The sequence below is a fragment of the Tolypothrix sp. PCC 7601 genome, assembly GCF_025677855.1.
Lineage (GTDB): Bacteria > Cyanobacteriota > Cyanobacteriia > Cyanobacteriales > Nostocaceae > Aulosira > Aulosira diplosiphon.
On record NZ_CP064879.1, the window covers coordinates 6,174,711 to 6,199,036 of the forward strand.

A 24,326-nucleotide genomic window follows, 5' to 3' on the forward strand; every position below is an offset into this window, starting at 1 on the left:
TAAATAAACAAGGGATACAAACAATTTTGTATCCCTCAATTATATAACAGGTAGGTATGTATGCACCTCTATGTTTCAATAGGACATACTTGAAGCGAATATGATTTTTATTATTACTTGACAAGTATGGGAATGTCAAAAGACAAGCTGTCAGAGTTTTTAAAAGTTAAATATGAAATATTCACAAAAAAGTTCAATAATTTACTCTTGTTATGACATGGTTGACTGATGAACAATCTCCCCCTACACCTCTATTTTGTGTCATCAAAGTCTTAAGCTTTCCCTGCTTCTAATAAAGATTGACCGAGATAACCATCTTTTGCCAAAACTCCTGGTAAAGCAAAGAAATATCCGCCACCAATCGGTTTGATATACTCTTCTAAAGGCTCTCCATTTAAGCGTGACTGGACTGTAATAAAACCTTTCTCTAAATTTGACTGGAAACAAACAAACAGCAATCCCATATCTAGCTGTCCAGATTTGTCATATCCACGGGAGTAATTGAAGCCACGACGCAGTATTAAACTCGATTCTGACTGGCGGGGATTGGCGAGGCGAATATGAGCGTCTAAAGGAATTTGTTTACCTTTGGGGTCTTTTTTATAGTTAGGAATATCATGCTCATGTTTCATTCCCAGAGGTGCGCCAATATCCTTATCACGCCCGATAATTGTCTGTTGTTCTTGTAATGGTGTTCTGTCCCAACGTTCAACAAAGTTACGAATCACTCGCACTACTTGATATGTACCACCAACAGTCCAAGCAGGTTCATCGGTGTTTGGTTGTACCCACACAACTCGATTCATTAAGCCATTGTCGTTAACATCTAGATTTGCTGTACCATCTTTAAAACCTAATAAATTACGTACCGTATCTTTACCCAGTTTCTTGATAGTATGGGGTGGAAGAAAGCCTTCCATCTTCCAACGTAAACTCAATAAATCTGGAAAGTTTTTGATAATATCGCGTAGTGCGTGAATATTAGTTTCGGCTGTATTTGAACAAAATTGAATTAACAAATCTCCATGACACAAACTAGCATCCAAAGCATCATTCGGAAAGTCAGTCATAGTGATTAAATGCTTTGGTTTGAGATGGCTTAAACCATAGCGGTTATCAAATAATGATGCTCCTACTGCAACTGTAACTGTGAGGTTATCAGGAAAGACTTTCGTACCTAAAACACCAGAGTCGGTAGGTGGAAGTTTCGAGTCTACAATTTTGGGAGTTCCTCCAACCATTAAAAATTCAATTCGTTCGGTCAGAGTTTTAAATAGTCTGACTAAATCTTCTTTAGTTTTGGCGACAACATCAAAGCTCACAATTAATGCTGAAGCAGATGCAGGGGTTAAAATACCCGCTTGATGAACACCAAAAAAAGGTTGTCTTTCTTGGGTAGTGTCCTCGCTATTAGCAACAAGTTTCCGAAAACTCAGTGTAGTTAAAGCTGCAACTCCACCAGCTGCGGCCATCCCAATTAAGAGGTCTCGACGGCTAATGCGAGGGGTGATGTGTAAATCTAGTTTTTTGACAGTAGACGACATTATCTTGATTCCTTATTTCATTCCACACCAAGGGTTCCCCGCAGTTGCGAGAGGTCTTCGGCTAAGACGGTAATTGCTGCTTTTAAGTCTTTTTTGTCGCCTTCAGTCAGCTTTTCATAAGTAACAAAGCCACCTTCAGGAGCTTTGTATTTTGTCAATCCCTGATTTACCTTGGCAAAATTATCATCTACTCGCTTCAGTAGTTGTGGATTGTTTTTTTGAATTTGCGATCGCAACAATTCAACTATCTTTTGAGAACCTTCAACGTTAGAATTAAAATCCCACAAATCAGTCCGACTATAGCGGTCTTCTTCTCCAGAAATCTTGGTTTTAGCAACTTCTTCAATTAAAGCCGCAGCACCACCAACCATATTTTTTGGCTCAATAGTCAGTGTGGCTATCCGCTTTTGCAACTCTAGAACATCTTTGTTCAACTTTTCGGCAATGGGTTTCATACCTTTGGTAGTGTTGTCTTGAAAAAGTGCTTTTTCTATGCGGTGAAAGCCTGTAAATTTGGGGTCTGCTTCTTTATTTTGGAAGTCATCGGCGCGAGCATCCATACTACCATCAAGGTCAGAAAAGAGTTCGGCAATTGGTTCTATGCGTTCCCAATGAACGCGGGTAGGTGCATATAATTGCTTCGCTGTTTTCAGGTCGCCTGCGATGACTGCATCGGTAAAGGTTTTCGTTTGATCTACCAATTTGTCAGTTTCTTTGGTGACGTAAACTTTGTATTCGGCGATCGCACCAATGAGTTTATTCTGGTCAACAGTAGTACTTGCTTGGATGGCGTTATCTCCAGCCTTGACTATGAGTTTACCTTTGGCGTTGCTGCGTAAACCGCAAGCCATGTCATATTCCCCTGCTTCCAACTGTTCTTTGAGCTTTTGTACAAACCCAGGTGCAATATTTTCCCTCTCAGCAACCACCTTCACACCAGATAAAATTTCCCACTCTAAAGATTGACTACTTTTATTGGTAATCACAAAGGTATTTTTACCTGCTGTAACTGTTAGTTGATTGGGTTCGCAACCTTTATCTGTGACTGTAATTGCAGTTTCGGGAATGGTTTTGCTATCTATGTTGCTAACAGTTTGGACATTGGATGAATTATTGCTGTTTTGGCTGGTTTTGTTAGAGTCACAGGCTGTTGTTGTTAAACCTATCAAACAAGCGATCGCAGGTATATACATCCACTGACAAATTTGAATTTTCATACTTATTTTCTATGTAATATTACATAAGATGATTGCTACTTCCAATAACTTCCGAACACATCTTGACTTACTGGGAACGATTGACAGCAGTCTTTTGTGTTGTCTGACTTCCAGAAAAGAACAGCACCAATGTAGGAATCAAATAGCCAAAATAGGCGATCGCTTCCCCAAGGGTAGGAGCATCGTTGTAGCTAAAAATACCTGCTAAAACTGAACCAATAACTCCATGTGTAGGAAGAGTTTGACTAGCATCAAATACGATATTTTGTAGTGAATTCCAAATTCCCGCTTCATGAAAAGCACGTACCGCACCTGCAAGCAGTCCCGCAGCCACGACAATAATAAAAACTCCTGTCCACTTGAAAAATTTTCTCAGGTTAATCCGAATACCACCTTGATAAATTCCGACTCCAACGGCGATCGCGGCTAGGTATCCCAAGACTGCACCTAATGGTACGCCAAATCCCAAGTTTTGCTGAAAACTAGCCAGCAGAAACACTACTGTTTCCAACCCTTCACGCAGCACAGCGAAAAATGACATCCCTACCAACGCCAAACCCCATCTATCACCTTGGGAAATTGCGGTTTCAATTTGGCTGTGCAACTCACCTTTAATCGAACGCGCTGCGCGGCGCATCCAAAAAACCATCCAGGTTAGCACCCCAACAGCAACTACTGAGATTGCACCTGCAAATAATTCCTGTTCTTGTTGAGGAAAATCACCGCTTGTTGCTTGCAAAATTATTGCCAATGCCAAACATAGTAAAGTAGCCAGGATAATTCCCATCCACACGGCTTTCATCAGATAGGTGCGTCCAGTTTGCTTGAGGTAACTGGCAATAATACCAACAATCAAAGCCGCTTCCACCCCTTCCCGAAACATGATTAGAAAAGTGGCAAGCATATTTATCGCTAAAGTTTCTCTTTTAACCCAGAACTTACTTTAGAATTAGTTGATATTAATTGTCAAATGTATGACAATGCGTCAGAGGAAAAAAGTTAACAATTGAGAACAAAGCTGAATACCGATACTGTTTATTTCGTGTGGATGGAGAGAAAAAAGGGACAAGTCCATCTCCAAGATTTGACATTTATTCTCTGCTCTCAATCTCCTCATCTAGGAAGAAACTGATACGAATGGCACTAAGAAAAGCTGAAACACTTGCGGTTTAAGCAGTTTGCAATTGCTTGCGTAATTCGTGCCGGGGTTTCGTCATTAAGGGGTAAGCTTTCGGGCGGCGTTTACGCACTCTTGCTTCGCTTCGACCTGGGCGATAGGGAACTGCTTTATGAACAATAACTTTAAGTAAAGTCCGATAAATTCGGAGACATTTTTTAGAAGAAGCGGCTAACAATTGGTGAATAAAGTTGTTTAAATGATGGCGCGTGCCTTGCAAAGACAAGCGTAACGGAGGAGTGCTGTAAGTAGTACCTGCCGACCACATCAAACTACGAAGTAGATTATAAACGAGCAAATAAGCATAAATTTCTTTGCGTACCATTGAAGGGGTTTTACATCGCAAAATATCCATGCCCAAAGTAGTTTTGAGATGTCTTAAATCTAGTTCAACATCCCAACGTTTACCGTAAAGCCCAACGATTTCTAAAGTAGAATAAGTTGTTTTATCTAGGAGGGTAGTGATTAAACTAACTCTTTGAGTCCGGAAACCGGGAATAACAATATAATAGTAAATCTCTCGCACAGTTATAATTGGAGGTAGAGCATCAAATTCATCTAAACTCAATCCTTTGGGGCAGATTTTAGGTTTGTGCCAAGTCACTAACTTGTCACATTCTCCAACAATCTTACCTTTTCTCATAGAGTTTTTCCGGCTTTGATGTTTACGGAATACTGCATCACAATCAAGTTTTTTAATAGCGACTATATCGGCATAAGCGCAAAAAGCTCTATCTCCTAAAAGGATATCTAAGGGATTAAGAAACTGATATAGTTGACGAGCAAGTTTGATATCATGAGTATTCAGAACATCTATAACTAAGGCAACAGCAGCACCTGTTGCTAAACTAAATAGCACACCAATTTTGGCAATTGGAAATCCACATCCAGATTTTTGAGTTTTTAGTTGAGGGTATGCTTTCTGGTTCTCCGCAGTGTCAGGCATGGAGACAGTTGAACCGTCTATTACCAAGACATTTCGACCACACCATAAATGTTCTGTCGTCACTTTCTCTTCTATATTTTTCCCAGCCTGATTGAAAAGTTTTTCTAATAACTTTTCCGGCAATCTTGACCGTGCTTGACAGTAAGCACTTGTATCAGTTGTTCGCGGAGCGTCTCGAAGAGAAGGAATTTCCACTCCTTCTCCTGTTAAATAGGCAATTATTTTACTCACGGCATTGTGGCAACTTTTATCAGTATCTAAAACCTGAGATAAAAATGCCCATAATGTTACAATTGGGTCAAACAATCGCTTCTTATATTTAATTTTTAACTCCCCTAGGACTTTCTCAATTACCGAGTATGGTAACAATTCTTTAAAAGGTAATCCCAGACTTTGGTTAAATTTATCCTTGAGGATTGTCACACGATTTGTCACAGTAGTAGTTATGCTATTGGCTTACTTGTATCAAAGAAAGTATTTCATGAACGAGTAAGCTTTTTCTACCTACAAAAATTTTTGCACATTCCCTACATACTTGTTTCATCCATTCCACTCTTCGAGCGCGATCGCCCTTCTGGGGCTACGCGATCGCTCCCAGGAGGACGCAAGCTATCATCACAAATAAGGCCTCCTCAAAGCGATCGCGTAAAACGAAACTTCATTAACGATAATCTTCTGAGCCATCCTTCCATTGTTCAATAGCTTTAAAAGCTGTAGAGCTTGTTACGCATAGCTTATAGCTTTTCTTAGTGCCATTCGATTCTCACTCTTTGTGGGCGATAGCTCTCATAAAGTGCATCTTTTAAACCTTCGGTTGCAGTCCACTCGACCAGATCATAATCCAGGACTACAACTTCTTTTAGTTCTAAGGTTATTTCTGGTTGCTCCCTTGCAGTCTGTTTCGGTAGTGCAATAATTTTCCTGGCAGGGATTTGAACAGTTTCAGTAGGATGCTGCCATACTGGTCGTGCTGGAATTTGCTCAATCAGCTTCAGCAGTTCGGCAAGCTCTACAGTTTGAGGAAGACAAGAAATCTCCGTAGGATTAGCAGCAGGCACTTTATCGATTACCGTCAGCCGAGTGTCGATTTGTGTACCATGCTTGGAGTACACTTTGCCGTTGACTCCGATTGAAAGCACTACTGTTGCTTTTTCCTGCAACCTCGTAAAGGTCTCTCGCCAAGTGGGATTTGCAGATGAGAACCAATTAGCAGTGATTGTTACCAACCGTCCGCCATTGCACAATCGCTGCAATGCTGAATTCAGATGACGAGCCGTGGCATCTGGATTGCGATCGCTAATTTTAGGTGATGAAGAAAATGGTGGGTTGATCAACATTACCGATGGCTGAGTCTTAATAGCTAAATAATCATTGATTTGCTCGGCGTTGACAGAGAATAAAGGAACACCAGGAAACAAGCGCCGGAGAATTTTTGTTCTATCTTGGGCTAGTTCATTAAGCATCAGACTCGCACCCTGAAGTTTTGCGAACTGGGCTAATATCCCGGTTCCTGCACTTGGTTCTAACACAAGGTCATTACTATTAATTTGTCCAGCTTTTGCAACCAAGTAAGCCAATGGTAATGGTGTTGAAAACTGCTGAAGTTTCAGCTGCTCCTGACTGCGGCGGGTATGCGTGGGGCAAAGCGATTCAAGCAGTTGCAGTTGTTCGAGGGGATTTTGTGTCAATCTTGTGTGGCGGAGGTAGAGGATGAGTGCAACTTCGATTGCTTCATACGCATCCTTCCACAACCACGCGCCTTCAGCCGCAGTGCCGAGGAAATAGCGATTCATCTGCGATTGAATTATTTTTGTGGACAGAGGTCGATGATCAATTAGTGATTTGGCTAGTTCTTGGGCAACATTTACCACTGATTGCCCATAGTCTAGAACTGTTTGTAGGTCAAACAGGCATCCTTGTGTAGCGATTTGGCTGACCATATCTATACATATTAATCTTCACTTCAGCTTGGCGTAGCCAATACTGCTATTAGAAGACTTTGCCCAGCAGCAGGAAATCAAAGCAAAGTTAATTGTTTGATGTAAATCTCTTTTGGATGTTCACGTTCAATCCAGTCAAAAGCACAATCCAAATTATGAATAAATTCTTGCCAAGATTGAGGCTCTGGGATGCTAAGAGATGTTTTCTCGGCTGCATATTCGTTCACCAAACAGGCTAATTCCAGCATTTGTGAATATATATCAAAAGCCAGTTGATTGCACTTTGAACGAATTCGCCGTTTCACTTTTTCACTGGAAGTTTTCCAGAAAATGCTGTATTGGGTTTTGTAATATTCGTCAGAAAGTGCGATTGCTGTTTCTAAATGCTGTCTTGCAAGTGCAAAACCTGGGTTATCTGGAGCGTATTTTAGAGCTACTACTAATGCACAGTGCGCCGCTTGCATATCTTAAAAGGTTGAAACATCAAATTGAGCGATCACTTGATATGTGATCGCTCTACGTCAAACTGAAAGATTGAAATTAAGCCGCTTTCTTCCTTGGTCTACTGGGTTTGCGAGGAGGTTTATCTGTAGTAGATTTGGATTTGGCAGTTGAAGCAGTTTTCTTAGTAGTTTTAGAATGTTTCAGTTGTAATTTTGATGCTGGTGGTAGTAACTTGAGTGTAGAGAATGGTATTACAATTAAGCTGGTTTCGAGAGTCAGGGGTTGTAGTTCTGGCTCCAGTTCCCAAGGATTAGGGATTTGTTCAACTGGTGGCGCGATAACTGAAATCTCTGACACTGAAACCATTTTAGGACAGTAGTTTGACTTTTTGAACTTGATCGAAGATTAGTCTATAAAGGCACACACCACCAGCATCTAGCACAATTCGTAAGGGCTGAGTGTGACTTACTGGATAAATACGCAGCACCAAATTTTTGAGAAAGAAAAAGTTAAGAAATTATTTGTGCATAAAATTGGAAAGCATTGCCGCACAAGCATTTGGCATGGGTGCGACCGCCTAACACTTTTGTGCGGTCGCAGATCTTCAAGAGAAAAGTATAGGCTAGGTTATGTGGTGTTAGCGGGTTGAGAAGGCTTCTCTAGAAGCTCAATTTCTCCAGTTAACTTTGCCGCTCTAGTTTTTTTGTAGCCTTTAAAACTGAGTGGGTGTGGCTTTGAAAAACTTCTCGGCAATGAATTGCGATCGCTTGCAGCTATATTAAACCTAGTGCCTAAAAAATTCGCACTCAACAATTGAGTGCGAAACAAATCAGCTACAATCCTTATACAACAATCAATTCAGCCCTTGCTTGTTATTTTGGCGGCAAATTTCAATAAGTCTGCGAATTTGGTAGGTAAATTTCACTTAGTCTGCGAACCCACACTAAGTCCGAAACAAATCCGCCGAAACCCCACATATTGCGTTCGGAAAATTTCACTTAGTCTGCGAACCCACATCAGCTTGCTTACCAGTTATGTGGCCCAGCCGTTGCATCAAGTGCTCTAAATATCAAACTCGCTCGCTGCATGGCATCTGCCCAAAAACGAGTGAAAATCTTGCGTTCTGACAGTTGCAATCCTGCAGGCAAGTTTTCCCAGTTGTAGTGAAACACCTGAAGGAAGCTACGTCCCCATCCGGCTGGCTCAAGCCATAGTCGTCCTTCTACCGTCGTTTGCCAGACTGGACGAGTGAGCGAAAATGAGATATGGGGTAAGAACGACGGCGGAGACTGTCCTGGCAGAACAACCTCCTGAATTGCCATTTCTACCATTCCACTGGCATCTCCAATCAAAATGGGGAGTGACTGATTTGGTGCGATATTGCCCTGCGTTGCCAGCAGCCAGTATTTCAGGCTGGGAGGGCTAAAAAGCCTATCCCAAGTTTCATAGGTTGATGCTGGCAGTTCAATTTGGGCATAAGGACCCATCCGTCGCCAGCACCAACGCCATTCGGTGCCAGTACGTAAGTAGTTCGCTAGTTGATCGAGGATGCCGTTCCATCCGCCGCCGTTCCAAGTTTGCCAATCCCAGGGGGGATTCAGGGCTTCTTCGGTGACAGTGATGCGCGTTCCAGTGGTGATCGCTTCTAAATCCCAGGTAACGGATGTAGCTTGACCAATACCCAACCAACGCCAAAAATATTGCAATCGATGAGATGGCTCAACTACAGCCGAACGACAGAGAAAAAACTCTCCATCTTCAAAGTCCAGCATACAATCTTGATCAACTTGCAGTAAGGAACCATGACACACCGCCAGCCAAAGCTTGAGAGCATCAGGATTGGTCAATGCCTGCCAAACGATCTCTAGGGATGCTGGCAGATCAATACTAGTGACCAATTGCTCCCAGCGATCGCGAACCAGTGTGCGAGCACTGGCTATTCCGAGACGAGGAATCATTATGTCTGTCCCATCCAGGTTAGCCAGACGAAATCTATCCACGAAATTGGGTGGCGGCTTGCCATCTGGACGAGCAAAATCGTTAATGGCGTTAACACTAGAGTCAGTCATGGATGCTTGCCTTAATTACTCTATTCAGATGCAATACTTTGGAGTTGAGCCTCGGTAACGTAATTGCCCATTGCAAACTTGAGGCCTGTGAGGTAGGCGGCTGGCTTGCTATCTGGATTGGCAAGATCGAATAACGGTAACACTTGGTAAATTCGCCCTTCTCCAGGATTACCCGCAGGCGGAATTGCTTGCACATGGTCAATAGTTAACTCAATCGGTTCCTTGTTAAACAGCGTCATCCCCAATTGTGGCAGAGTAAATAATGCTGCAACCGCCATCCGGCAAGCTTTCTCAGGTTGTTCACAGTTCATATCTGCCCAAGGTGTCCGCAGCATTCCCGTAGATAGAATATCTGGGTTCAGCGTCACGACGATCTGTCCAATTTCAGGGGCTTCCCCTCGCATACACATTTCAATTAAGTTTGTATAAACTTCTGAATCTAGCCACTGATCTGTAGAAGGCTGAGAACGGGCAACCCGAACATAGCCCTGAAAATCAACCTTAAATTCACCTTTTCCAGGAATCATAAAGGTGTCGGTGGAGCTAATGCCTAAATTGTCAATACCAGGAGGTGGGGGGGTGTAAGGGTCAACAGTCTGTGGTGCATAGAGATTTGGCAAATCACGTAAATCAACGCGCGGCCCCCAAGTGATTTTCGGGTTGGTGACAATGGTTGTCATATCAATCAATCCTTATAAAATTATTCGCGTGTCTATTACAGTGATTATTCTGACTGAAAACACATCACCCCAACTTCTCTCAATTTGCTCAATTCGCCAGTTCATGAGTTCTTAGCTGTCTTACCCTCACTTCTCAAACGAGTATGAGAGTACAACCTTTGAAAGCATTTTAAATAAAGCAATCTCGAAGAAGTAAGCCACCTTTACCCTCTGGCAACATCATTAACATCATGGTGTTATTAGCAAGGAGAACTGCCTTGACTCTTCCGACACCACCGACTCTTTGCGGCTTACCGTTCTTCGGCAATTTCCTTGATTATCACAAGGATCATTTGGAGGTTTTTTGGCAAGGTTACAAGACACTCGGCCCCATTTTTTCGCTGCGTCTGGGCCCGCAACAGGCGGTGGTGCTGATTGGGCCAGAGTATCATCGCTTCTTCTTTACCCAGGTCGATAAGATTTTATCCATGCCAGAAGTGTACAGGTTCGTTATCCCGATGTTTGGGAAAGTCCTGAATGCGATCGAGGATGAAGATGTTCGCAAAAAACAGCTTGCTTTATTGCATTCTGCTTTCCAGGGAAAGAAGATGCAGATTCACGTTGAGGTTATGGTGCGAGAAATTTTGGCTTGGCTTGATAGCTTAGGCGATTCTGGCACGTTTGAACTGTATGAAGCTTTTTCAGCAGTGGGAATGAAGATTGCAGCCAGTGCTTTCATGGGGCAAACAATTCGTCAGCGAATCTCAGAGTTTTTGCCACTCTACGAAGATCTTGCTAGAGGAATGGATTTTGTGTTGCCTCCAAATCTGCCTCTACCTCGTTTTCGACGACGCGATCGCGCTCGCCAAAAATTGATTGAACTGATCCAACCTGTGATTGCAGAGCGTCAGGCATATCCTGAACGCTACGACGATTTTTTACAAACAATTGTGGCCGGTAAATATCTCGACAAATGTCTAGATACCGATGAGATGATTGTGGGTTTAGCACTCATGACCGTATTTACTGCCTATATCACCACATCTGCACAGTGCTGCTGGAGTTTAATTCAACTGCTGCAACATCCCAATTACTTAAGTCGTGTTTTGGATGAACAGGATTCCATATTGCACAACGATCCAAAGCAGATCAACGTTGAAAGTCTGAATCGACTGGATAGACTAGGATGGGCGCTCAAAGAAACAGAACGGATGTATCCGGTAATGAGCCACCATGCCCGCTATAATGCTCAGGCCTATGAATTGGATGGCTATTACATTCCGCAAGGTTGGTTTACGATGATTTGTCCAGCGATTGCTCATCGTTTACCGCATGTGTTTTCCCAAGCGGAAATTTATGATCCAGAGCGTTTTGCGCCACGCAGAGCAGAGGAGCAAAAACAAGAGTACAGCCTAGTCGGTTTTGGCGCTGGGTTATACCGTTGTCCTGGCGCCAGCTTCGGGATTAACGAGATGAAATGTATATTGAGCCTATTGTTACAACGCTACAACCTAGAGTTGGTAAAACCGAATCCAGGGCGTGATTTTGAGATGGGAGTGATGCGACCCCGTTTTCCTTGTCTTGTCAAATATACCCGTCGAGCTCCAGTTCAGACGAGTTTTGAGATTCCTATTCCAGAGTTGAGATGAGTTCCGAATGCAGGATATCAATCACAATGACCATCACATAAGGACTTGACTTTCATGACCCAATTCAAAAGAGATCCTCTCACCAAGCACTCAGAGAGCAATCTTACCGTTACCAACAATAGCAACATTTTTATTCCCGAAAATTGGGCTTCGATGAGCGCACAACTCAAAGAAACTCTCGTCGAACTATTACTTTCAGGCCCGATCTCTATAGCTGGTAAAGAGACGCTGGTTTCCCAAGAAGAAGAAACACGTCAGCTGCATCTGAGTCTGCTTGCTCGCTACGTTGAGGAACAAGCAACCAGGAACTATGTATTGCCAGAAGACACAACTGCAATGACCACAGAGGAAAAAAATCGTCTCTTTGATCAAGTTGTGCAAGGCAAAGTGGCTATCTCGCCACAGGAACTACGACTACAAAATGTCGCCTTATTTTACCGCTATATCGAGTGCGAAAATGCGCGAGACTACGAAAATATGAAAAAACTCTTCCATCCAGAAGGGTTTTATAGCAAAACTTATTTTGGTAACGATCCGATTAGTTCAGAGTCCCATGTCAGAATGCTGAAAGGACTTTTCCGGGCTTTCCCAGACTGGTTCATGGTGATCTACGAAATTATTTCTTCCGATGAACGCGCCTGTGTAGGACTGATTACAGGGCGCGGTACTCAGTATGAAGAATTCTTTGGCCGTCCTCCTGCTGACCACCAGATTGCTATTCCCACACTGCACGCGATCAAGTGTGAGAACGGTGTCATTGTTGAACATCGTCATATCAATCCTTTTGAAGATATCTTCGCAGCTCAAGCAATGGCTCCATTAACGGAAGATATTATGGCAGTTCGGGCGCAACAGGGCTTTGACAGTAGCATGGCTGAAAAAGCTTATGAAGCCGCTATTGCTGCTGGAGCTTCTGAGGAAAAATTGGCCCAGTTGCGAGAACTCGTCAAAAATAAATCACGCCAGTGCCAGACGCTTCTCAAGGGGACACTGCGGCGGTGTGCCATGATTGCAGAGCCAGGTGAACTTTATTGTAGACACCATCTGCATCATGGCTATGGCATCGACGGAATTGAAGACTAGGGATATTTTGTGCGATCAGCTTTGGTGATGGCGATCGCGATCAATTACATCCCATCAAAAGTTAACCGCTTACTTAAGCAGCTCTCGCCAGGAGATGAATATGTCTGACAATTATGAGAACGTAGCATCAGAAAACAACAAAGCAACATTGCGGAAATTTCAAGAGGAAGTTTTTAATCAGCACGATTGGCGGATTGAAACCTTAGAAAAATACCTCACTTCTGACTTTGTTGATCACACGGCAGGCCCCAAGGCCGAGCCTGGAATTCAGGGGGTTGCCCATCGACTAGAACGCTGGTCTAGTGCCTTTAGTCAAGCCTACAAAGAGAATTACGCCGTACTGGGCGAAGGCGATATGGTGGCGACGTTGTGCTATATGCACGCCAAACACACAGGCCCATTCATGGGAATTGAGGCAACTAATCGGCAGGTGATGATTCCGGCGATCGAAATCCTCCGCTTCAAAAATGGTAAGATATCTGACTTCTGGTCAATTTATGACTATCTCAGCACTGCTGCTGAAATTGGGGCTAGGATCAAAATGCAGCCTTTAGCAGCAGATCAGGTAAATACAGAGGATGCCAGCCAGGAAGTTTACCCAGGATTTGGCCCGGATGATCGTCATGGCATTCCCATCAATGTGATTAACGTCGGAGAAACCAGCGATCGCGTTGCACGTAACAAAGCAGCATTGTTTCGCTTCCAAATCGAGGTATTCAATGGGCAAGACTGGCGAGTTGAGACCTTAGCCAAGCATCTCACCTCCGACTTCATTGACCACGCAGCCAGCCCCAGAGATTTACCTGGGTTAGAAGGTGTGCAGAGTCGATTTTCTGCATGGCAATCAGCTTTCTTTGCGGCGCGAGAAGAAAATCTCGCCATAGTTGGTGAAGGAGAGATGTTAGCGGTTTTGTATGATTTACATGCCCAACATGGGGGTGAGTTCATGGGTATCCCAGCCACTAACAAGCCTGTCGTCATTCCCGGAATTGAATTCCTGCGGTTTGAGGATGGCAAAATCGCTGAACACTGGGGTATCTACGATTTCATCAGTACAGCAGATGCGATCGGTGCAAAACTCGAATTTGTACCTCGCACTCCAGGCGACGAGAGTGGCAGACGAAGCGTGTATTCCCAGACAGGAAATGTACCTAGTTAGGAGGAACCCGATTCATTCACATCACCCTATAATCAATCACAGCAGGGTTTTCATTCTCGGTAGGCATAGACCAAAACATCCTCTATAATACGAGACTAGCGACCAGCAAGTGACTCAAAGGTCAGCTTTCTACCTTGTTAGGAGTGAGGCAAATGGCTAAATCAAAAGCAGGATCGCGCAGTATTAAAGAGGAGACGGTAAAGGCTAAAACTGGTAAAGGCTGGGACGAATGGTTCTCTATACTCGACCAGTGGGACGTTAAAGAGCAAGGACATACCAAAACGGCGGCATATCTCCGCTCCCAATACGCACTTAGTCCTTGGTGGTCGCAAGCCGTAACTGCCCGATACGAGTGGGAACATGGGCTAAAACAAGCAGAAAGTGACTAATGTAAGACATTTTTCCGTAATATCACTCAGATGATTACTAACATTGCTAAAGTTGGTGTTTGTGTTAAAGACCAGGACAAGGCTTTGGACTTCTACACCAACGTGCTGGGTTTTGAGTTGATCGCCAATGAGCCAATGGGAGCAAATGCTCGTTGGATTGAGGTATTACCATCAGGCGCTGAGACGAGCTTGGCACTGTGGACTCCCCCTGGCTTGGAAGAGAGAATCGGGACGTTTACCGGAATTGTCTTAAAATGTCAGGACATCCACAAAACCTATGAACAGTTGCGTCAACAAGGTGTGAATTTTACGCAGGAACCTGTGGAACAACCGGGAGGGGTCATGGCTACATTTGTTGATCAAGATGGCAACACATTTGTTCTGCGTGAGTGACGTTCAAGACTTGTATTCTAGACTGTCGTTATATTGCATCTTGTGAGATCATCAGTACCATTCCTCTACAGGTAAGCTATTACGCCGCAGACAAGATGCACATTAACTTGTGAAGTCAGCTGGCTCACTAATGACGAGCATAACCAGAAATTCAGCAATTTTGGCGCGCCTAGCTTAACAGTGGCACTCAGACTAAACATGATTATACCGAACCACAAAGAGGAAAAAACAATGTATGACAACAATATTGATGAGCGCCTTTACGAAACTGGCAGGACACTGCGAGCTTTTTTTGAAGGATTTCTAGGAGTGGAAGTTCCCAAAAAACGGAGAAAATCTCCCAAGAAAGAGATCATGGAATTTCTCAGCGATTTTCAGGAAGTCATTGTTCGCAAGGACGAATCAGCATTGGAGCAAATGATTGATGATGATTTCACCTTGGTTGATAATACCGGGAATGTGATTGACAAACAAAACATGATTGAGCATATCTTGAGTCCCTCACCTGGGGGAATAAATTGGAATGAATTTGAAAGAAATGTTGAAAGCGCGAAATTCTATGGAAATGTGGCAGTGCTGGTCAGCCAGTTTCAGATGAGAGGTAACTTTGAAGAAAAAGATTTCAGTGGTACATACCGCGATACCAATTCCTATGTCAAACGGGATACTGGTTGGCAGATAGCGTCTTCTCATATATCCTTTGTTTCTCCATGACCGATTGATATCAGATCGACAAGATGGATCAAAAACATGAGATACAAACTGTTAGGCAAAAGCGGACTGCGCGTCTCCGGCCTTTGTCTAGGGACAATGGGGTTTAAGGAAGGATTGAACTGGGGATCTTCTCAAGCAGAAAGTCAAAAAATTTATGATATCTTTACCGAGTCAGGTGGCAACTTCATTGACAGTTCTAACTCCTATGGTTCGAGTGAACAATGGCTAGGTGAGTTTATCGCCACTGACAGAGGACGAATTGTTTTAGCAACTAAATATACTGGGAGCAATCTCACCAATGATATCAATAGTTCTGGCAGCCATCGTAAGAGCATGGTGCGCTCTGTAGAAACCAGTTTAAAGCGACTGCATACAGACTATATCGATCTTCTTTGGCTCAACGTGTGGGACTTTATGACCCCCGTCCAAGAAGTTATGCGCGCCTTGGACGATATGATACAACAGGGCAAAATTCTTTACATAGGTGTCTCGAATGCGCCTGCCTGGATTGTTGCCCAGGCTAACACACTAGCTGAACTGCGGGGATGGTCTGCCTTCATTGGGTTGCAGATTGAATACAATTTGATTGCCAGAGAGGTTGAGCGCGAGTTACTCCCAATGGCACAAGCTTTGGGCATCGGAGTTACCGCATGGACTCCACTTGCAAGTGGTTGGCTGACTGGCAAATACAGCCGACATAATTGCACAGTGAGTCACACCGCACAGCCAAATCGTTTGGATGATCCCATCATGGGACACTTTGTTGAGAGGAGTGATCGCAATTGGTTGATTGCGGAAGAAGTCAGCAAGATTGCTCAAGAGATTGGCCAAACCCCAGCCCAAGTAGCTCTTAATTGGCTCAGACATCAAAATGTGATTCCCATTATCGGTGTACGTACAGCACAGCAAGCCAAGGAAAATCTGGACTGCTGTAACTTCAATTTGACTGAAGAACATATCCATCGACTCAATAGGATCAGCGAGATTGAACTAGGTTATCCTCATGACTTTTTGGCCAGCAATATAGTCAAAAAATTCATATATGGGGGGATGCTAGATTTAATAGACGTTGCTGAGTACAATACCTTAGCCAAAATAAGAGGATGAGGAGAGAGGGCCAGGGCAAACGCATCTAAATATTGACAAAGTGCCAAATAGAGATGGGTTTTAGTAGAACAAATGAACTAGATATAACTTGCGAACAGAGCGATGCCTGCGGCAACCTAGCGGAACGCTAAAAATGATATTGTCATTCTCAAACTGTGCGTTCGCCGATTTTGAAGCAGTAAAAGGAATTAATGGCTTTATCGGTAAGGGTTAAGACGATTTTTAAAGCAAAGGTATTATGAGAGAGGATTTGAGGGTAGTGTGAAGCTCAGATTGTGTTGGAATGGAGTGCATCGATGAGCGAGACAGAAGTAAAAATAAGCTCCGAGCGGATAGACGATATTCCATTGATAGTTGAATGGCTCAAGCAAATTGAAATAGCCAAACATATCGACCAAAAATTGAAGAAACCACACGGAAACCACCAAGGAATGAGCTATGGGCAGTTGAGTGTATTATTTCTAACATATATAATCACTCAATCAGACCATCGCTTGTGTGCGGTCGAAGCATGGGTAGAAACACACCGAAGAATATTGGAATTAAGTACGGGATGGTCGATAGGAGAAAAAGATGCTAGTGATGACCGATTGGCAAGGGTAGTAGAAGAATTAGGAAAGCAATCACTTGCTAGGCAGGAAATAGAAATCAAATTAGGAAGGCAGATAATTAAAGCCTACGAATTACCAACGACTAGGGCACGCACGGACACAACGAGTTTCAGTGTCAACCATGAAAATCAAAGCGATACAGAAGAGAATCTACTGTGTTATGGCTATTCCAAAGATAAACGCCCAGACTTATTGCAATATCGTCAGTTGTTAGCAACGCTTGACCCGATGGGAATGCCGTTAGTTAGCGCCACCCTCGAAGGAAATGGAGCCGATGACCCGTTATATTTTCCCACTTGGCAAAATATACAAAAAGTCAGTAGACCGAAAACTTCTGCGATCGCTAAAAAATGGTAGTTTACGATATAGTTTTGGGGGGAATATACAAAAGCTGATTGCTTGGCTAAATGATAAGATTAATTTATAAATAAACCCCAAAATCAACCAAAATCAGCCAGATGGTAAGTAAACTTCACAGGCAACTCCATAATTGCGGTCTACTGCTTGACGTAAAAACTCAAGCATTTGTTTAAGGGTAAATAGATGGGAGAAAACTTGTCTTGAACTTTTTTTTAAACGGCTGAGATAATGCCAGACTAGATAAATCCAAACATTAATAATTAAAAAAGCTAAAGCTACAAATAGAAATCTAATTGTGGGATTTTTGATAGTTGTTTTAATCCGACATTGATTTTTCATCCGATAGCTACTTTCAATTCCAAAACGGAGACGATAGTCGTCATGTATTGAATGTAATGACAACTTAACTTTATACACAGCATAAACAAAAAATTCTCGCCCGTGCGCTCGCCTTTTGCCTTTTTTATAGGTACAAACTATCCAAACTTGAAAAGTGACAGAGCCATATTTATCGCTGTTTAAAGTGTAAGTTGTTTTATAGCTTCGTCTGCCTCTAATTAATTGTCTAGTACCTCCATGTTTGCCGCGAACAATTACTGGCATTTCAAATGGAATATCAAGAGCTTGTAACCATCTGATCACTGGGACACAGAAGAATTCACGGTCTAAGTATAATCTTTCAATTGTAAGATTTAAAGGCTCAATCAGTGCTAGAAGATAAGTGATAATTGCTGCCTTCGTATTTTGTTGTTGAACAGCTTTGATAGCTAAGGTGACTCTTTTATTCTTCTTAATTACATAAACAGTAGCGTAGGCATAGAAAGAACAAGTACCACTTTTAGCTTGACTTCTATAAATATATGGTGCTTCTGATGGTGAAGGTTCACCATAATAAGGAATTAAGTTGAAATCAATAGCTATTTTTTGTTTACCTTCTCGGATTCCATCTGGTAATCGGCTTTGAAGTGATGTATTTAAGTCTGTTTCTAGAGGTTTAATATCTGAATATTTCTCGCTTAGGGTAACGAATGTCGTTGCTTGAGGGAACGTTTTTTAAGACTTTGGTTGTGTTTTCAATACTATCCCTTTGGGTGGCTGCTCGAATTAAAATTTCAAAGATATTTTGTTGTTTACACTTACCTTGAGTCTGAATTGGAATATGTTCTGTTAAACAGTTAACTACTTCGTTTAAGGTTTTACTATCAGTTAGAACTGGCTCCGTTGCATTCATAGCCAAACTAAATAATCCTCAACTTTGCTTCTTTACCTCCATACTTTACAAAAATTGCATACTACAGATCCAGAACTATCTTTTGGTGGGCGCGTTACTCTTAACTTTTTCAGTGATTAATTAGTTTTACTTATTTATAGTTGCTGAAGGAGTTTTCTAAAAAATGTATTTCAGAATACGGTTTTTTTGACAACAGTCGGTTTTATAGGTATCGCTCTGTGCGTGATCGCAGAACTTTTAGGTCTACTGACAATACATTAGATTCTTCTGATTCCTTATGTCAAGCCTGATTGAGATGCTCTTACCCTGCATTAAAAGCTATATTCCTTGTTGTGTATGGCTTATAGCTTTTCTTAGTGCCATTCGCTTATATCCTACATTCCGCACCTGAAACTCGTCTAAACTCCAGTAAATGAGGTAGGAGCAAAATGAGCAATTTCGGAGAAGTACTAAATTTAAGTTCGAGTATACCGTGGAAGTATTTACTGTTAACTGAGTGACTGCTTGTCAATTATTTGTATGAATCAAATTGAAGTATAGAGCAATTTTAGTGCTTTCCAAAACGAGTTTATGGTACACACCTCTAATCTGGCAAAAATCCTTTAATAAAGTTAATTAGTTTCAGGCAAGGCTTACGTACCAATTACAATCCTCAATATTACTCCAGCTTTGCCTCTAAACGATCTTTATAAATTTGCAGTCCAAGTAACACTAAGTAAATTAACATTTGATCTGAATTTCTTTGACTTTCTTGTGCCAACTGACGAATCTCGTCGGATGAAATTTGTTCGTTAAATAGAATTAAGTTATTCCTCAACTCTTGAATTAAAGTACGCCGATTTCTCCTTGCGCTTTCCTGAAGTTCCTGACCAAGGGGAGATAAGAGCAATAAATTCAGTAGCTCAACTACAAAGCGTGACATTGTATTTCCCTCTTCTCTTGCCTGATCTGCTACTTTGTTAAGTAACTCCTCTTTCATGTAAAAAGTTGGACGACGCGCCTCTTTATTGCCAGTTTTATTTTCTTTTCGACTCAAATCTAAGCCTCGTATTTTATGTATTATTATTAACTTTTTTGTGATTATAATTAACGATATTTATAATATTTATCTATTAAAGTCAGATAGTTATATGGTTTGATTTAGCTCAATCTAAACACCTATATAATCTTTATACAATTTTTTGTTTATTAAAACTTGTAAACTTCGCTTGAAAGAGGTTAAAGTAGTACTTTAACCTTATTTTATAAATTACTCTTTGAGTATCCTCTCTCGTCAAAGTTTATTTTTCCATTTTTAGAAGGACAGAACTTCTTCATTTTTGCTGTTTTAGTTTACTTTGTGTATTTAGCTGAACAAAAAACTATAACTTTGGGTGTTAGATTTTGAATTTTGCTATAGAGCAAACTTATAGGATAAGGTAATTTAATTTGTCTTTATCTTGCCTTCTTTGCCGACTATTTTTTAGCGCTTGTATAGTTCTTTTTCAGCAATAAGACAGTTCTGCTGTAAATCTTTTTGCAATTTCAAATATGGACACAACCTTGCCCAGCTTTTAGACATCAAACCTAGAAGGGAGCTTTTGGGGTTTTGGCAAACTTTGGTCAATCACTCTTTATATAAAAGGTTTTAATATGACTCCTTGTTTAGCCGGGCTACGCCAACAGATCTTCGGTATTTCATTAAAAGAAACAACCTTTGCCCAGAGATGTTTTCATCAGGGAGATGCGCGATCGCAACAGCGATTAGAGCAGATTGGGGAAATATTTTTGTTTGGCTATCATACGGCACTTAGATATGACCGTTCAGAGGTATTAGCGCATCAGCTCAACCAAGTTGAACTTGAATTACGTGGGTTTGCCTTTGAAGGAGCCGCAATGGGGCTGGCTCTCCAAGATGCCCTAATCCCTTGGAGGCGGAATCGCCTGCATAATTTTCTAGCAGGACCTGGAGCCGCACACGTATACATGGTGCATGTAGGAGTTGGTTGGGTTCTGGCTCGACTGCACCAACGGGTTAAACCATTTCTACAGCGTTTAGATCCGTTATTAGGGTGGCTAACAGTCGATGGATACGGCTTCCATGAAGGCTATTTTCACTGGCAATGGGCTGTGGCAGAACAAATAGTGCCAAATCGGTTGTCTGGTTATGCCTGTAGAGTTTTCGATCAAGGTCTAGGGCGGAGTTTGTGGTTTATCGATGGTGGGGATGTTGCGCGAATTCCTGTCACAATCTCGCAATTCCCTACAGCACGACAGGCCGACCTTTGGAGTGGTGTCGGGCTTGCTTGTGCTTATGCTGGGGGTGTAGAGCGCGCAGGAATCGAAGCATTAAGGCAATCAGCAGGGATTTATCTGCCTTGCATAGCGCAGGGGGCTGTTTTTGCCGCGAAAGCCCGTCAAAACGCTGGTAATTCATCAGAATACACAGAAATCGCCTGTGAAGTTCTGTGTGATTGTTCTGCTAACGCCGCCGCTAAGATAGCTGACATTGCCCTAGAACAACTCCCCATAGGAACAGAGCCAGCGTATGAAATCTGGCGGCGAAGGATTCAAGCACAGTTTGCCATCAAACAAGTCCAGCCATATATGAATTCATGCAGATAGCACTATATATCTGATTTCCCTAATTTCTAAAGAAATATGGGTGTGGGGAGGAAAAAGTAACTAGATCTAGGATAGTGCGTTGCGCTTGGCGACAACACACCCGACCAAGTAAAAGAGATTTTATTTACAGTCACTCTTTGGTGAAGCTGTATGAGTTTTATAAAAAGCTTTGTTTGGCATCATACAAGGCGTTTGGTAGCGATCGCGCTGATTGTGACGTTATTCTATTTTGCTCAACTGCCAGATTTATCTGCTCCAGAACGAGGGGCGATCGCCAGTCGATTTCGCTTCACTCGTTTACCATTACCAGAATTAACAGGACAATCATTGCAATTTGTGCGGGCAGTGCATCCTAGTTTAGAACGCCACGCCGCCTGGACTTCTTCAGTTGGTGCAGCCGTTGCCCTCAACGACTTGGATAAAGACGGGTTGGCAAATGATGTTTGCTACGTCGATCCCAGAGTAGATCGAGCGATCATCGCTCCCGTACCTGGAACACCCAACCGTTATCAACCATTTGCCTTGACTCCTGGTTTACTCTCCTACGAATCAAGCGTCATGGCTCCAATGGGGTGCTTAATCGAGGATCTAAATGAAGATGGTTGGCTGGATCTGCTGGTTTATTACTGGGGCAGAACCCCGATCGCCTACCTGCGAAGAGAAACAGACAAACTGGCCCTAACTAATAGTAACTACGTACAACGCGAGATTGTACCCAAGAGTGAACGTTGGTATACCAATGCTGCCACCCTGGCTGATTTAGACGGGGATGGACATACCGATTTAATCGTCGGCAACTACCACCCAGATGGAGCGCGAATTCTGGACGCGAAAGCCACCGGACGCGAACATATGCAGCATTCGATGTCGCGAGCGAGGAATGGCGGACGCAAGCATTTGCTGTTATGGACAGGAGCAACAGCAGGGGTAGAGCCAACAGTGCAGTTTCAAGAAATCGAGGGAGTTCTGGACGAGACTGTAGCCAATAGTTGGACGCTGGCTGTGGGAGCAGCAGATCTCGATGGCGATCTTTTACCTGAAATCTATTTTGCTAATGATTTTGGCCCCGATCGCCTGCTACACAATCGCTCTCAACCAGGGGAACTGCACTTCGCCATCTTGTCAGGCAAGAAAAATCTAACCACTGCCAACTCCAAAGTTTTAGGTCACGACAGCTTTAAAGGAATGGGGGTAGATTTTGGAGATATCAACAGTGATGGTTTATTAGATATTTATGTCAGCAACATTGCTGCGGAATATGCCTTGGAAGAAAGCCACTTTCTGTTTCTCAACACCGGCAAGAGAATACAGCAAGGTGTCGCGCCCTACATTGACCGCAGCGAGCAATTAGGATTGTCGCGCAGTGGCTGGGCGTGGGAAGCCAAATTTGGTGACTTTGACAACGATGGAACCTTAGAAGCACTGCAAGCAACGGGTTTTGCTAAAGGGAATGTCAACCGTTGGCCTGAGTTGCACGAACTAGCAATGGGTAACGATCAACTCCTGAGTGATTCGCGCAGTTGGGCCAGATTGCAACCGGGTGACGATTTAAGCGGTCATCAGCATAATCCGTTCTTTGTACGTGCCAAAAATGGTCGCTATTACGATTTGGCAAAGGAACTAGGACTAGATGAAACTTCGGTCAGTCGGGGAATTGCCACTGCTGATGTTGATGGAGATGGTGACTTAGATTTTGCTGTAGCCAACCAGTGGGAACCTTCTTACTTTTACCAGAATCAAAGCTCGCAAACGAAAGCATTTTTAGGACTGCATCTTCTCCGGGTACTGGATTCATCTGCCAGCACCACTACTTATCCAGGGCATCCAGGAGCAAAAACTTTTGCACAGCCTGCAATTGGTGCTACAGCAACCGTATATCTCCCAGATGGACGACAACTCGTCGCTCAGGTAGATGGTGGCAACGGGCATTCAGGAGTACGCAGTACAGACTTGCACTTTGGACTCGATCGCTCGTCTTTGGATACACCAGTGCGAGTTGATTTACGCTGGCGCAATTTGCGTGGACAGGTGTGCGAACAGACATTGCACCTGCAACCTGGTTGGCACACAGTCCTGCTGAGTGGATTAGCAGAAAAGGAGATTTAATGGTGACGACGGATAGCTGGAATCAAACCAACCGATTAGCAGGATTGCGACGCTTTGCGACCGCGATTACGATCCTCAACATTCTGGGGCACACTGTTCTAGGTTTTGAGCAATCCTGGGTACAGCCGCTTGTGGCATTGGGCACGGCTTACAGTATGGAGATACTGCTGGAGTTGATAGACGCTTCTGTAAAGCAACGCCAGCCCCAGTTCGCCCAGGGTGGGCTAGGCAAATTCGTTGATTTTCTGCTCCCTGCTCACATTACTGGGCTAGCAGTTGTGATGCTACTGTACGCTAACGAACGGTTGCTGCCGATCGCTTTTGCAGTTGCCGTAGCCATTGGCTCAAAAGCCATCTTCCGCACTCCTGTCGGCAAAAGTTACCGCCATTTCTTCAATCCCTCCAACTTTGGTATTAGTGTGACGCTGTTGCTCTTTCCCTGGGTGAGCATTGCTCCTCCCTATCAATTCACGGAGAACCTTGATGGAATTGGGGATTGGCTCTTACCGGGAATCATCGTTGTTTCTGGTACCTTTCTCAATGCTCGCTTCACCCATCGCTTACCCCTAATTGCTGCCTGGTTGAGTGCCTTTATTCTCCAAGCAGCGTTCCGCAGCATCCTCTTCGCTACGCCCCTGACTGCGGCCTTACTACCGATGACAGGCGTAGCATTTATTCTCTTCACCTTTTACATGGTTACAGACCCTGGTACAACACCCAGCCAATTACACAGTCAAATCTTATTTGGCTTAGCTGTTGCGGTTGTGTATGGGTTGCTGATGATCACTCACATCGTCTTTGGATTGTTCTTCGCTCTCACCATTGTCTGTACTCTCCGGGGGCTTGGTCTTTACCTGCAAGCGTTGGCTACTCCAGTGCAGGCTATTCTACTGCCGACACCCGCATCCGTAGGAGAACTTTGAA

24 protein-coding genes are annotated in these 24,326 nt (G+C 43.2%); 12 read left to right on the plus strand and 12 right to left on the minus strand.

From position 1 onward, the window contains the following. Nucleotides 1–272: 272 nt before the first annotated feature. The 4 genes from efeB to HG267_RS25315 form a co-directional block, all read right to left on the minus strand. The gene (gene efeB, locus HG267_RS25300) at nucleotides 273–1,544 is read right to left on the minus strand and encodes an iron uptake transporter deferrochelatase/peroxidase subunit (protein WP_194007705.1); all 1,272 of its coding nucleotides are present in this window, start codon (nucleotides 1,542–1,544) and stop codon (nucleotides 273–275) included. Between the two features lie 17 nt (nucleotides 1,545–1,561). Further along, on the minus strand, nucleotides 1,562–2,761 hold the full coding sequence (gene efeO, locus HG267_RS25305; RefSeq protein ID WP_304412421.1) for an iron uptake system protein EfeO: 1,200 nt from the start codon (nucleotides 2,759–2,761) through the stop codon (nucleotides 1,562–1,564). 67 nt (nucleotides 2,762–2,828) lie between these two features. Further along, nucleotides 2,829–3,665, minus strand: a complete 837-nt coding sequence (efeU, locus tag HG267_RS25310; RefSeq protein ID WP_045868523.1) for an iron uptake transporter permease EfeU — start codon at nucleotides 3,663–3,665, stop codon at nucleotides 2,829–2,831. Nucleotides 3,666–3,930: 265 nt separating this feature from the next. Further along, nucleotides 3,931–5,319, minus strand: a complete 1,389-nt coding sequence (locus HG267_RS25315) for an IS4 family transposase (RefSeq protein WP_045868524.1) — start codon at nucleotides 5,317–5,319, stop codon at nucleotides 3,931–3,933. A gap of 81 nt (nucleotides 5,320–5,400) precedes the next feature. Here HG267_RS25315 and HG267_RS25320 point away from each other — a divergent pair, with 81 nt between their 5' ends. Then, the gene (locus HG267_RS25320; RefSeq protein ID WP_155539018.1) at nucleotides 5,401–5,586 is read left to right on the plus strand and encodes a hypothetical protein; all 186 of its coding nucleotides are present in this window, start codon (nucleotides 5,401–5,403) and stop codon (nucleotides 5,584–5,586) included. Between the two features lie 44 nt (nucleotides 5,587–5,630). Here the strand turns inward: HG267_RS25320 and HG267_RS25325 are convergent, their stop codons facing one another. The 5 genes from HG267_RS25325 to HG267_RS25345 all read right to left on the minus strand — a co-directional run bounded on the left by HG267_RS25325 (nucleotide 5,631) and on the right by HG267_RS25345 (nucleotide 10,017). Then, complete coding sequence (locus HG267_RS25325) at nucleotides 5,631–6,824, minus strand: SAM-dependent methyltransferase (RefSeq protein WP_045868525.1); 1,194 nt, start codon at nucleotides 6,822–6,824, stop codon at nucleotides 5,631–5,633. Between the two features lie 77 nt (nucleotides 6,825–6,901). Beyond that, on the minus strand, nucleotides 6,902–7,288 hold the full coding sequence (locus tag HG267_RS25330; protein ID WP_045868526.1) for a hypothetical protein: 387 nt from the start codon (nucleotides 7,286–7,288) through the stop codon (nucleotides 6,902–6,904). A gap of 76 nt (nucleotides 7,289–7,364) precedes the next feature. Next, the gene (locus HG267_RS25335; RefSeq protein ID WP_155539020.1) at nucleotides 7,365–7,625 is read right to left on the minus strand and encodes a hypothetical protein; all 261 of its coding nucleotides are present in this window, start codon (nucleotides 7,623–7,625) and stop codon (nucleotides 7,365–7,367) included. A gap of 668 nt (nucleotides 7,626–8,293) precedes the next feature. Continuing rightward, a complete protein-coding gene (locus HG267_RS25340) occupies nucleotides 8,294–9,337 on the minus strand; it encodes an SRPBCC family protein (RefSeq protein WP_045868528.1) in 1,044 nt (347 codons plus the stop codon). A gap of 20 nt (nucleotides 9,338–9,357) precedes the next feature. Next, nucleotides 9,358–10,017 carry a DUF6073 family protein gene (locus HG267_RS25345; protein ID WP_045868529.1) on the minus strand — a complete coding sequence of 220 codons (660 nt, stop codon included), beginning with the start codon at nucleotides 10,015–10,017 and terminating at the stop codon, nucleotides 9,358–9,360. A 257-nt stretch (nucleotides 10,018–10,274) separates the two neighbouring features. On the opposite strand from HG267_RS25345, the gene HG267_RS25350 reads away from it, so the two are divergent. The 8 genes from HG267_RS25350 (at nucleotide 10,275) to HG267_RS25385 (ending at nucleotide 17,458) form a co-directional block, all read left to right on the plus strand. Then, nucleotides 10,275–11,645, plus strand: coding sequence for a cytochrome P450 (locus tag HG267_RS25350; protein ID WP_168160935.1), 1,371 nt, complete (start codon nucleotides 10,275–10,277; stop codon nucleotides 11,643–11,645). 54 nt (nucleotides 11,646–11,699) lie between these two features. Continuing rightward, nucleotides 11,700–12,728: an ester cyclase gene (locus HG267_RS25355; protein WP_045868531.1), complete on the plus strand. Its 1,029-nt coding sequence runs from the start codon at nucleotides 11,700–11,702 to the stop codon at nucleotides 12,726–12,728. Between the two features lie 100 nt (nucleotides 12,729–12,828). Further along, the gene (locus tag HG267_RS25360) at nucleotides 12,829–13,887 is read left to right on the plus strand and encodes an ester cyclase (RefSeq protein WP_045868532.1); all 1,059 of its coding nucleotides are present in this window, start codon (nucleotides 12,829–12,831) and stop codon (nucleotides 13,885–13,887) included. 143 nt (nucleotides 13,888–14,030) lie between these two features. Next, nucleotides 14,031–14,276, plus strand: coding sequence for a DUF4287 domain-containing protein (locus tag HG267_RS25365; protein WP_235623020.1), 246 nt, complete (start codon nucleotides 14,031–14,033; stop codon nucleotides 14,274–14,276). A gap of 30 nt (nucleotides 14,277–14,306) precedes the next feature. Further along, on the plus strand, nucleotides 14,307–14,669 hold the full coding sequence (locus HG267_RS25370; RefSeq protein WP_045868534.1) for a VOC family protein: 363 nt from the start codon (nucleotides 14,307–14,309) through the stop codon (nucleotides 14,667–14,669). Nucleotides 14,670–14,900: 231 nt separating this feature from the next. After that, the gene (locus HG267_RS25375) at nucleotides 14,901–15,383 is read left to right on the plus strand and encodes a nuclear transport factor 2 family protein (protein WP_045868535.1); all 483 of its coding nucleotides are present in this window, start codon (nucleotides 14,901–14,903) and stop codon (nucleotides 15,381–15,383) included. A 36-nt stretch (nucleotides 15,384–15,419) separates the two neighbouring features. Then, on the plus strand, nucleotides 15,420–16,490 hold the full coding sequence (locus HG267_RS25380) for an aldo/keto reductase (RefSeq protein ID WP_045868536.1): 1,071 nt from the start codon (nucleotides 15,420–15,422) through the stop codon (nucleotides 16,488–16,490). Nucleotides 16,491–16,786: 296 nt separating this feature from the next. Further along, entirely contained in the window at nucleotides 16,787–17,458 is a 672-nt protein-coding gene (locus tag HG267_RS25385) for a DUF4277 domain-containing protein (protein ID WP_228045159.1), read from the plus strand. 93 nt (nucleotides 17,459–17,551) lie between these two features. Here HG267_RS25385 and HG267_RS25390 read toward each other — a convergent pair whose 3' ends face one another. The 3 genes from HG267_RS25390 to HG267_RS25400 form a co-directional block, all read right to left on the minus strand. Beyond that, on the minus strand, nucleotides 17,552–18,460 hold the full coding sequence (locus tag HG267_RS25390; protein WP_309227610.1) for a transposase: 909 nt from the start codon (nucleotides 18,458–18,460) through the stop codon (nucleotides 17,552–17,554). Next, entirely contained in the window at nucleotides 18,456–18,692 is a 237-nt protein-coding gene (locus HG267_RS25395) for a hypothetical protein (protein WP_045868538.1), read from the minus strand. Before HG267_RS25395 ends, HG267_RS25390 begins: the two co-directional genes overlap by 5 nt. Before the next feature lie 658 nt (nucleotides 18,693–19,350). Further along, entirely contained in the window at nucleotides 19,351–19,728 is a 378-nt protein-coding gene (locus HG267_RS25400; RefSeq protein ID WP_210403064.1) for a hypothetical protein, read from the minus strand. A 596-nt stretch (nucleotides 19,729–20,324) separates the two neighbouring features. Between HG267_RS25400 and HG267_RS25405 the strand changes: the two genes are divergently transcribed. The 3 genes from HG267_RS25405 (at nucleotide 20,325) to HG267_RS25415 (ending at nucleotide 24,325) form a co-directional block, all read left to right on the plus strand. Continuing rightward, nucleotides 20,325–21,296, plus strand: a complete 972-nt coding sequence (locus HG267_RS25405; RefSeq protein ID WP_052335079.1) for a DUF1702 family protein — start codon at nucleotides 20,325–20,327, stop codon at nucleotides 21,294–21,296. A gap of 150 nt (nucleotides 21,297–21,446) precedes the next feature. Continuing rightward, complete coding sequence (locus HG267_RS25410; RefSeq protein ID WP_045868541.1) at nucleotides 21,447–23,402, plus strand: CRTAC1 family protein; 1,956 nt, start codon at nucleotides 21,447–21,449, stop codon at nucleotides 23,400–23,402. Further along, nucleotides 23,327–24,325 (plus strand): enediyne biosynthesis protein UnbU, encoded by a 999-nt coding sequence (locus HG267_RS25415; protein WP_235623012.1) that lies wholly within the window; start codon nucleotides 23,327–23,329, stop codon nucleotides 24,323–24,325. The genes HG267_RS25410 and HG267_RS25415 overlap by 76 nt, the downstream gene beginning before the upstream one ends. Nucleotide 24,326 lies beyond the last annotated feature (1 nt).

Bases quoted from the DNA above. Each gene is read 5' to 3' on its own strand.
- efeU (WP_045868523.1), bottom strand. From the start codon at position 3,665: ATGCTTGCCACTTTTCTAATCATGTTTCGGGAAGGGGTGGAAGCGGCT.
- HG267_RS25380 (WP_045868536.1), top strand. From the start codon at position 15,420: ATGAGATACAAACTGTTAGGCAAAAGCGGACTGCGCGTCTCCGGCCTT.
- HG267_RS25360 (WP_045868532.1), top strand. From the start codon at position 12,829: ATGTCTGACAATTATGAGAACGTAGCATCAGAAAACAACAAAGCAACA.
- HG267_RS25370 (WP_045868534.1), top strand. From the start codon at position 14,307: ATGATTACTAACATTGCTAAAGTTGGTGTTTGTGTTAAAGACCAGGAC.
- HG267_RS25355 (WP_045868531.1), top strand. From the start codon at position 11,700: ATGACCCAATTCAAAAGAGATCCTCTCACCAAGCACTCAGAGAGCAAT.
- HG267_RS25375 (WP_045868535.1), top strand. From the start codon at position 14,901: ATGTATGACAACAATATTGATGAGCGCCTTTACGAAACTGGCAGGACA.
- efeO (WP_304412421.1), bottom strand. From the start codon at position 2,761: ATGAAAATTCAAATTTGTCAGTGGATGTATATACCTGCGATCGCTTGT.
- HG267_RS25325 (WP_045868525.1), bottom strand. From the start codon at position 6,824: ATGGTCAGCCAAATCGCTACACAAGGATGCCTGTTTGACCTACAAACA.
- HG267_RS25330 (WP_045868526.1), bottom strand. From the start codon at position 7,288: ATGCAAGCGGCGCACTGTGCATTAGTAGTAGCTCTAAAATACGCTCCA.
- HG267_RS25345 (WP_045868529.1), bottom strand. From the start codon at position 10,017: ATGACAACCATTGTCACCAACCCGAAAATCACTTGGGGGCCGCGCGTT.
- HG267_RS25395 (WP_045868538.1), bottom strand. From the start codon at position 18,692: ATGAATGCAACGGAGCCAGTTCTAACTGATAGTAAAACCTTAAACGAA.
- HG267_RS25385 (WP_228045159.1), top strand. From the start codon at position 16,787: ATGAGCGAGACAGAAGTAAAAATAAGCTCCGAGCGGATAGACGATATT.
- efeB (WP_194007705.1), bottom strand. From the start codon at position 1,544: ATGTCGTCTACTGTCAAAAAACTAGATTTACACATCACCCCTCGCATT.
- HG267_RS25405 (WP_052335079.1), top strand. From the start codon at position 20,325: ATGACTCCTTGTTTAGCCGGGCTACGCCAACAGATCTTCGGTATTTCA.
- HG267_RS25340 (WP_045868528.1), bottom strand. From the start codon at position 9,337: ATGACTGACTCTAGTGTTAACGCCATTAACGATTTTGCTCGTCCAGAT.
- HG267_RS25410 (WP_045868541.1), top strand. From the start codon at position 21,447: ATGAGTTTTATAAAAAGCTTTGTTTGGCATCATACAAGGCGTTTGGTA.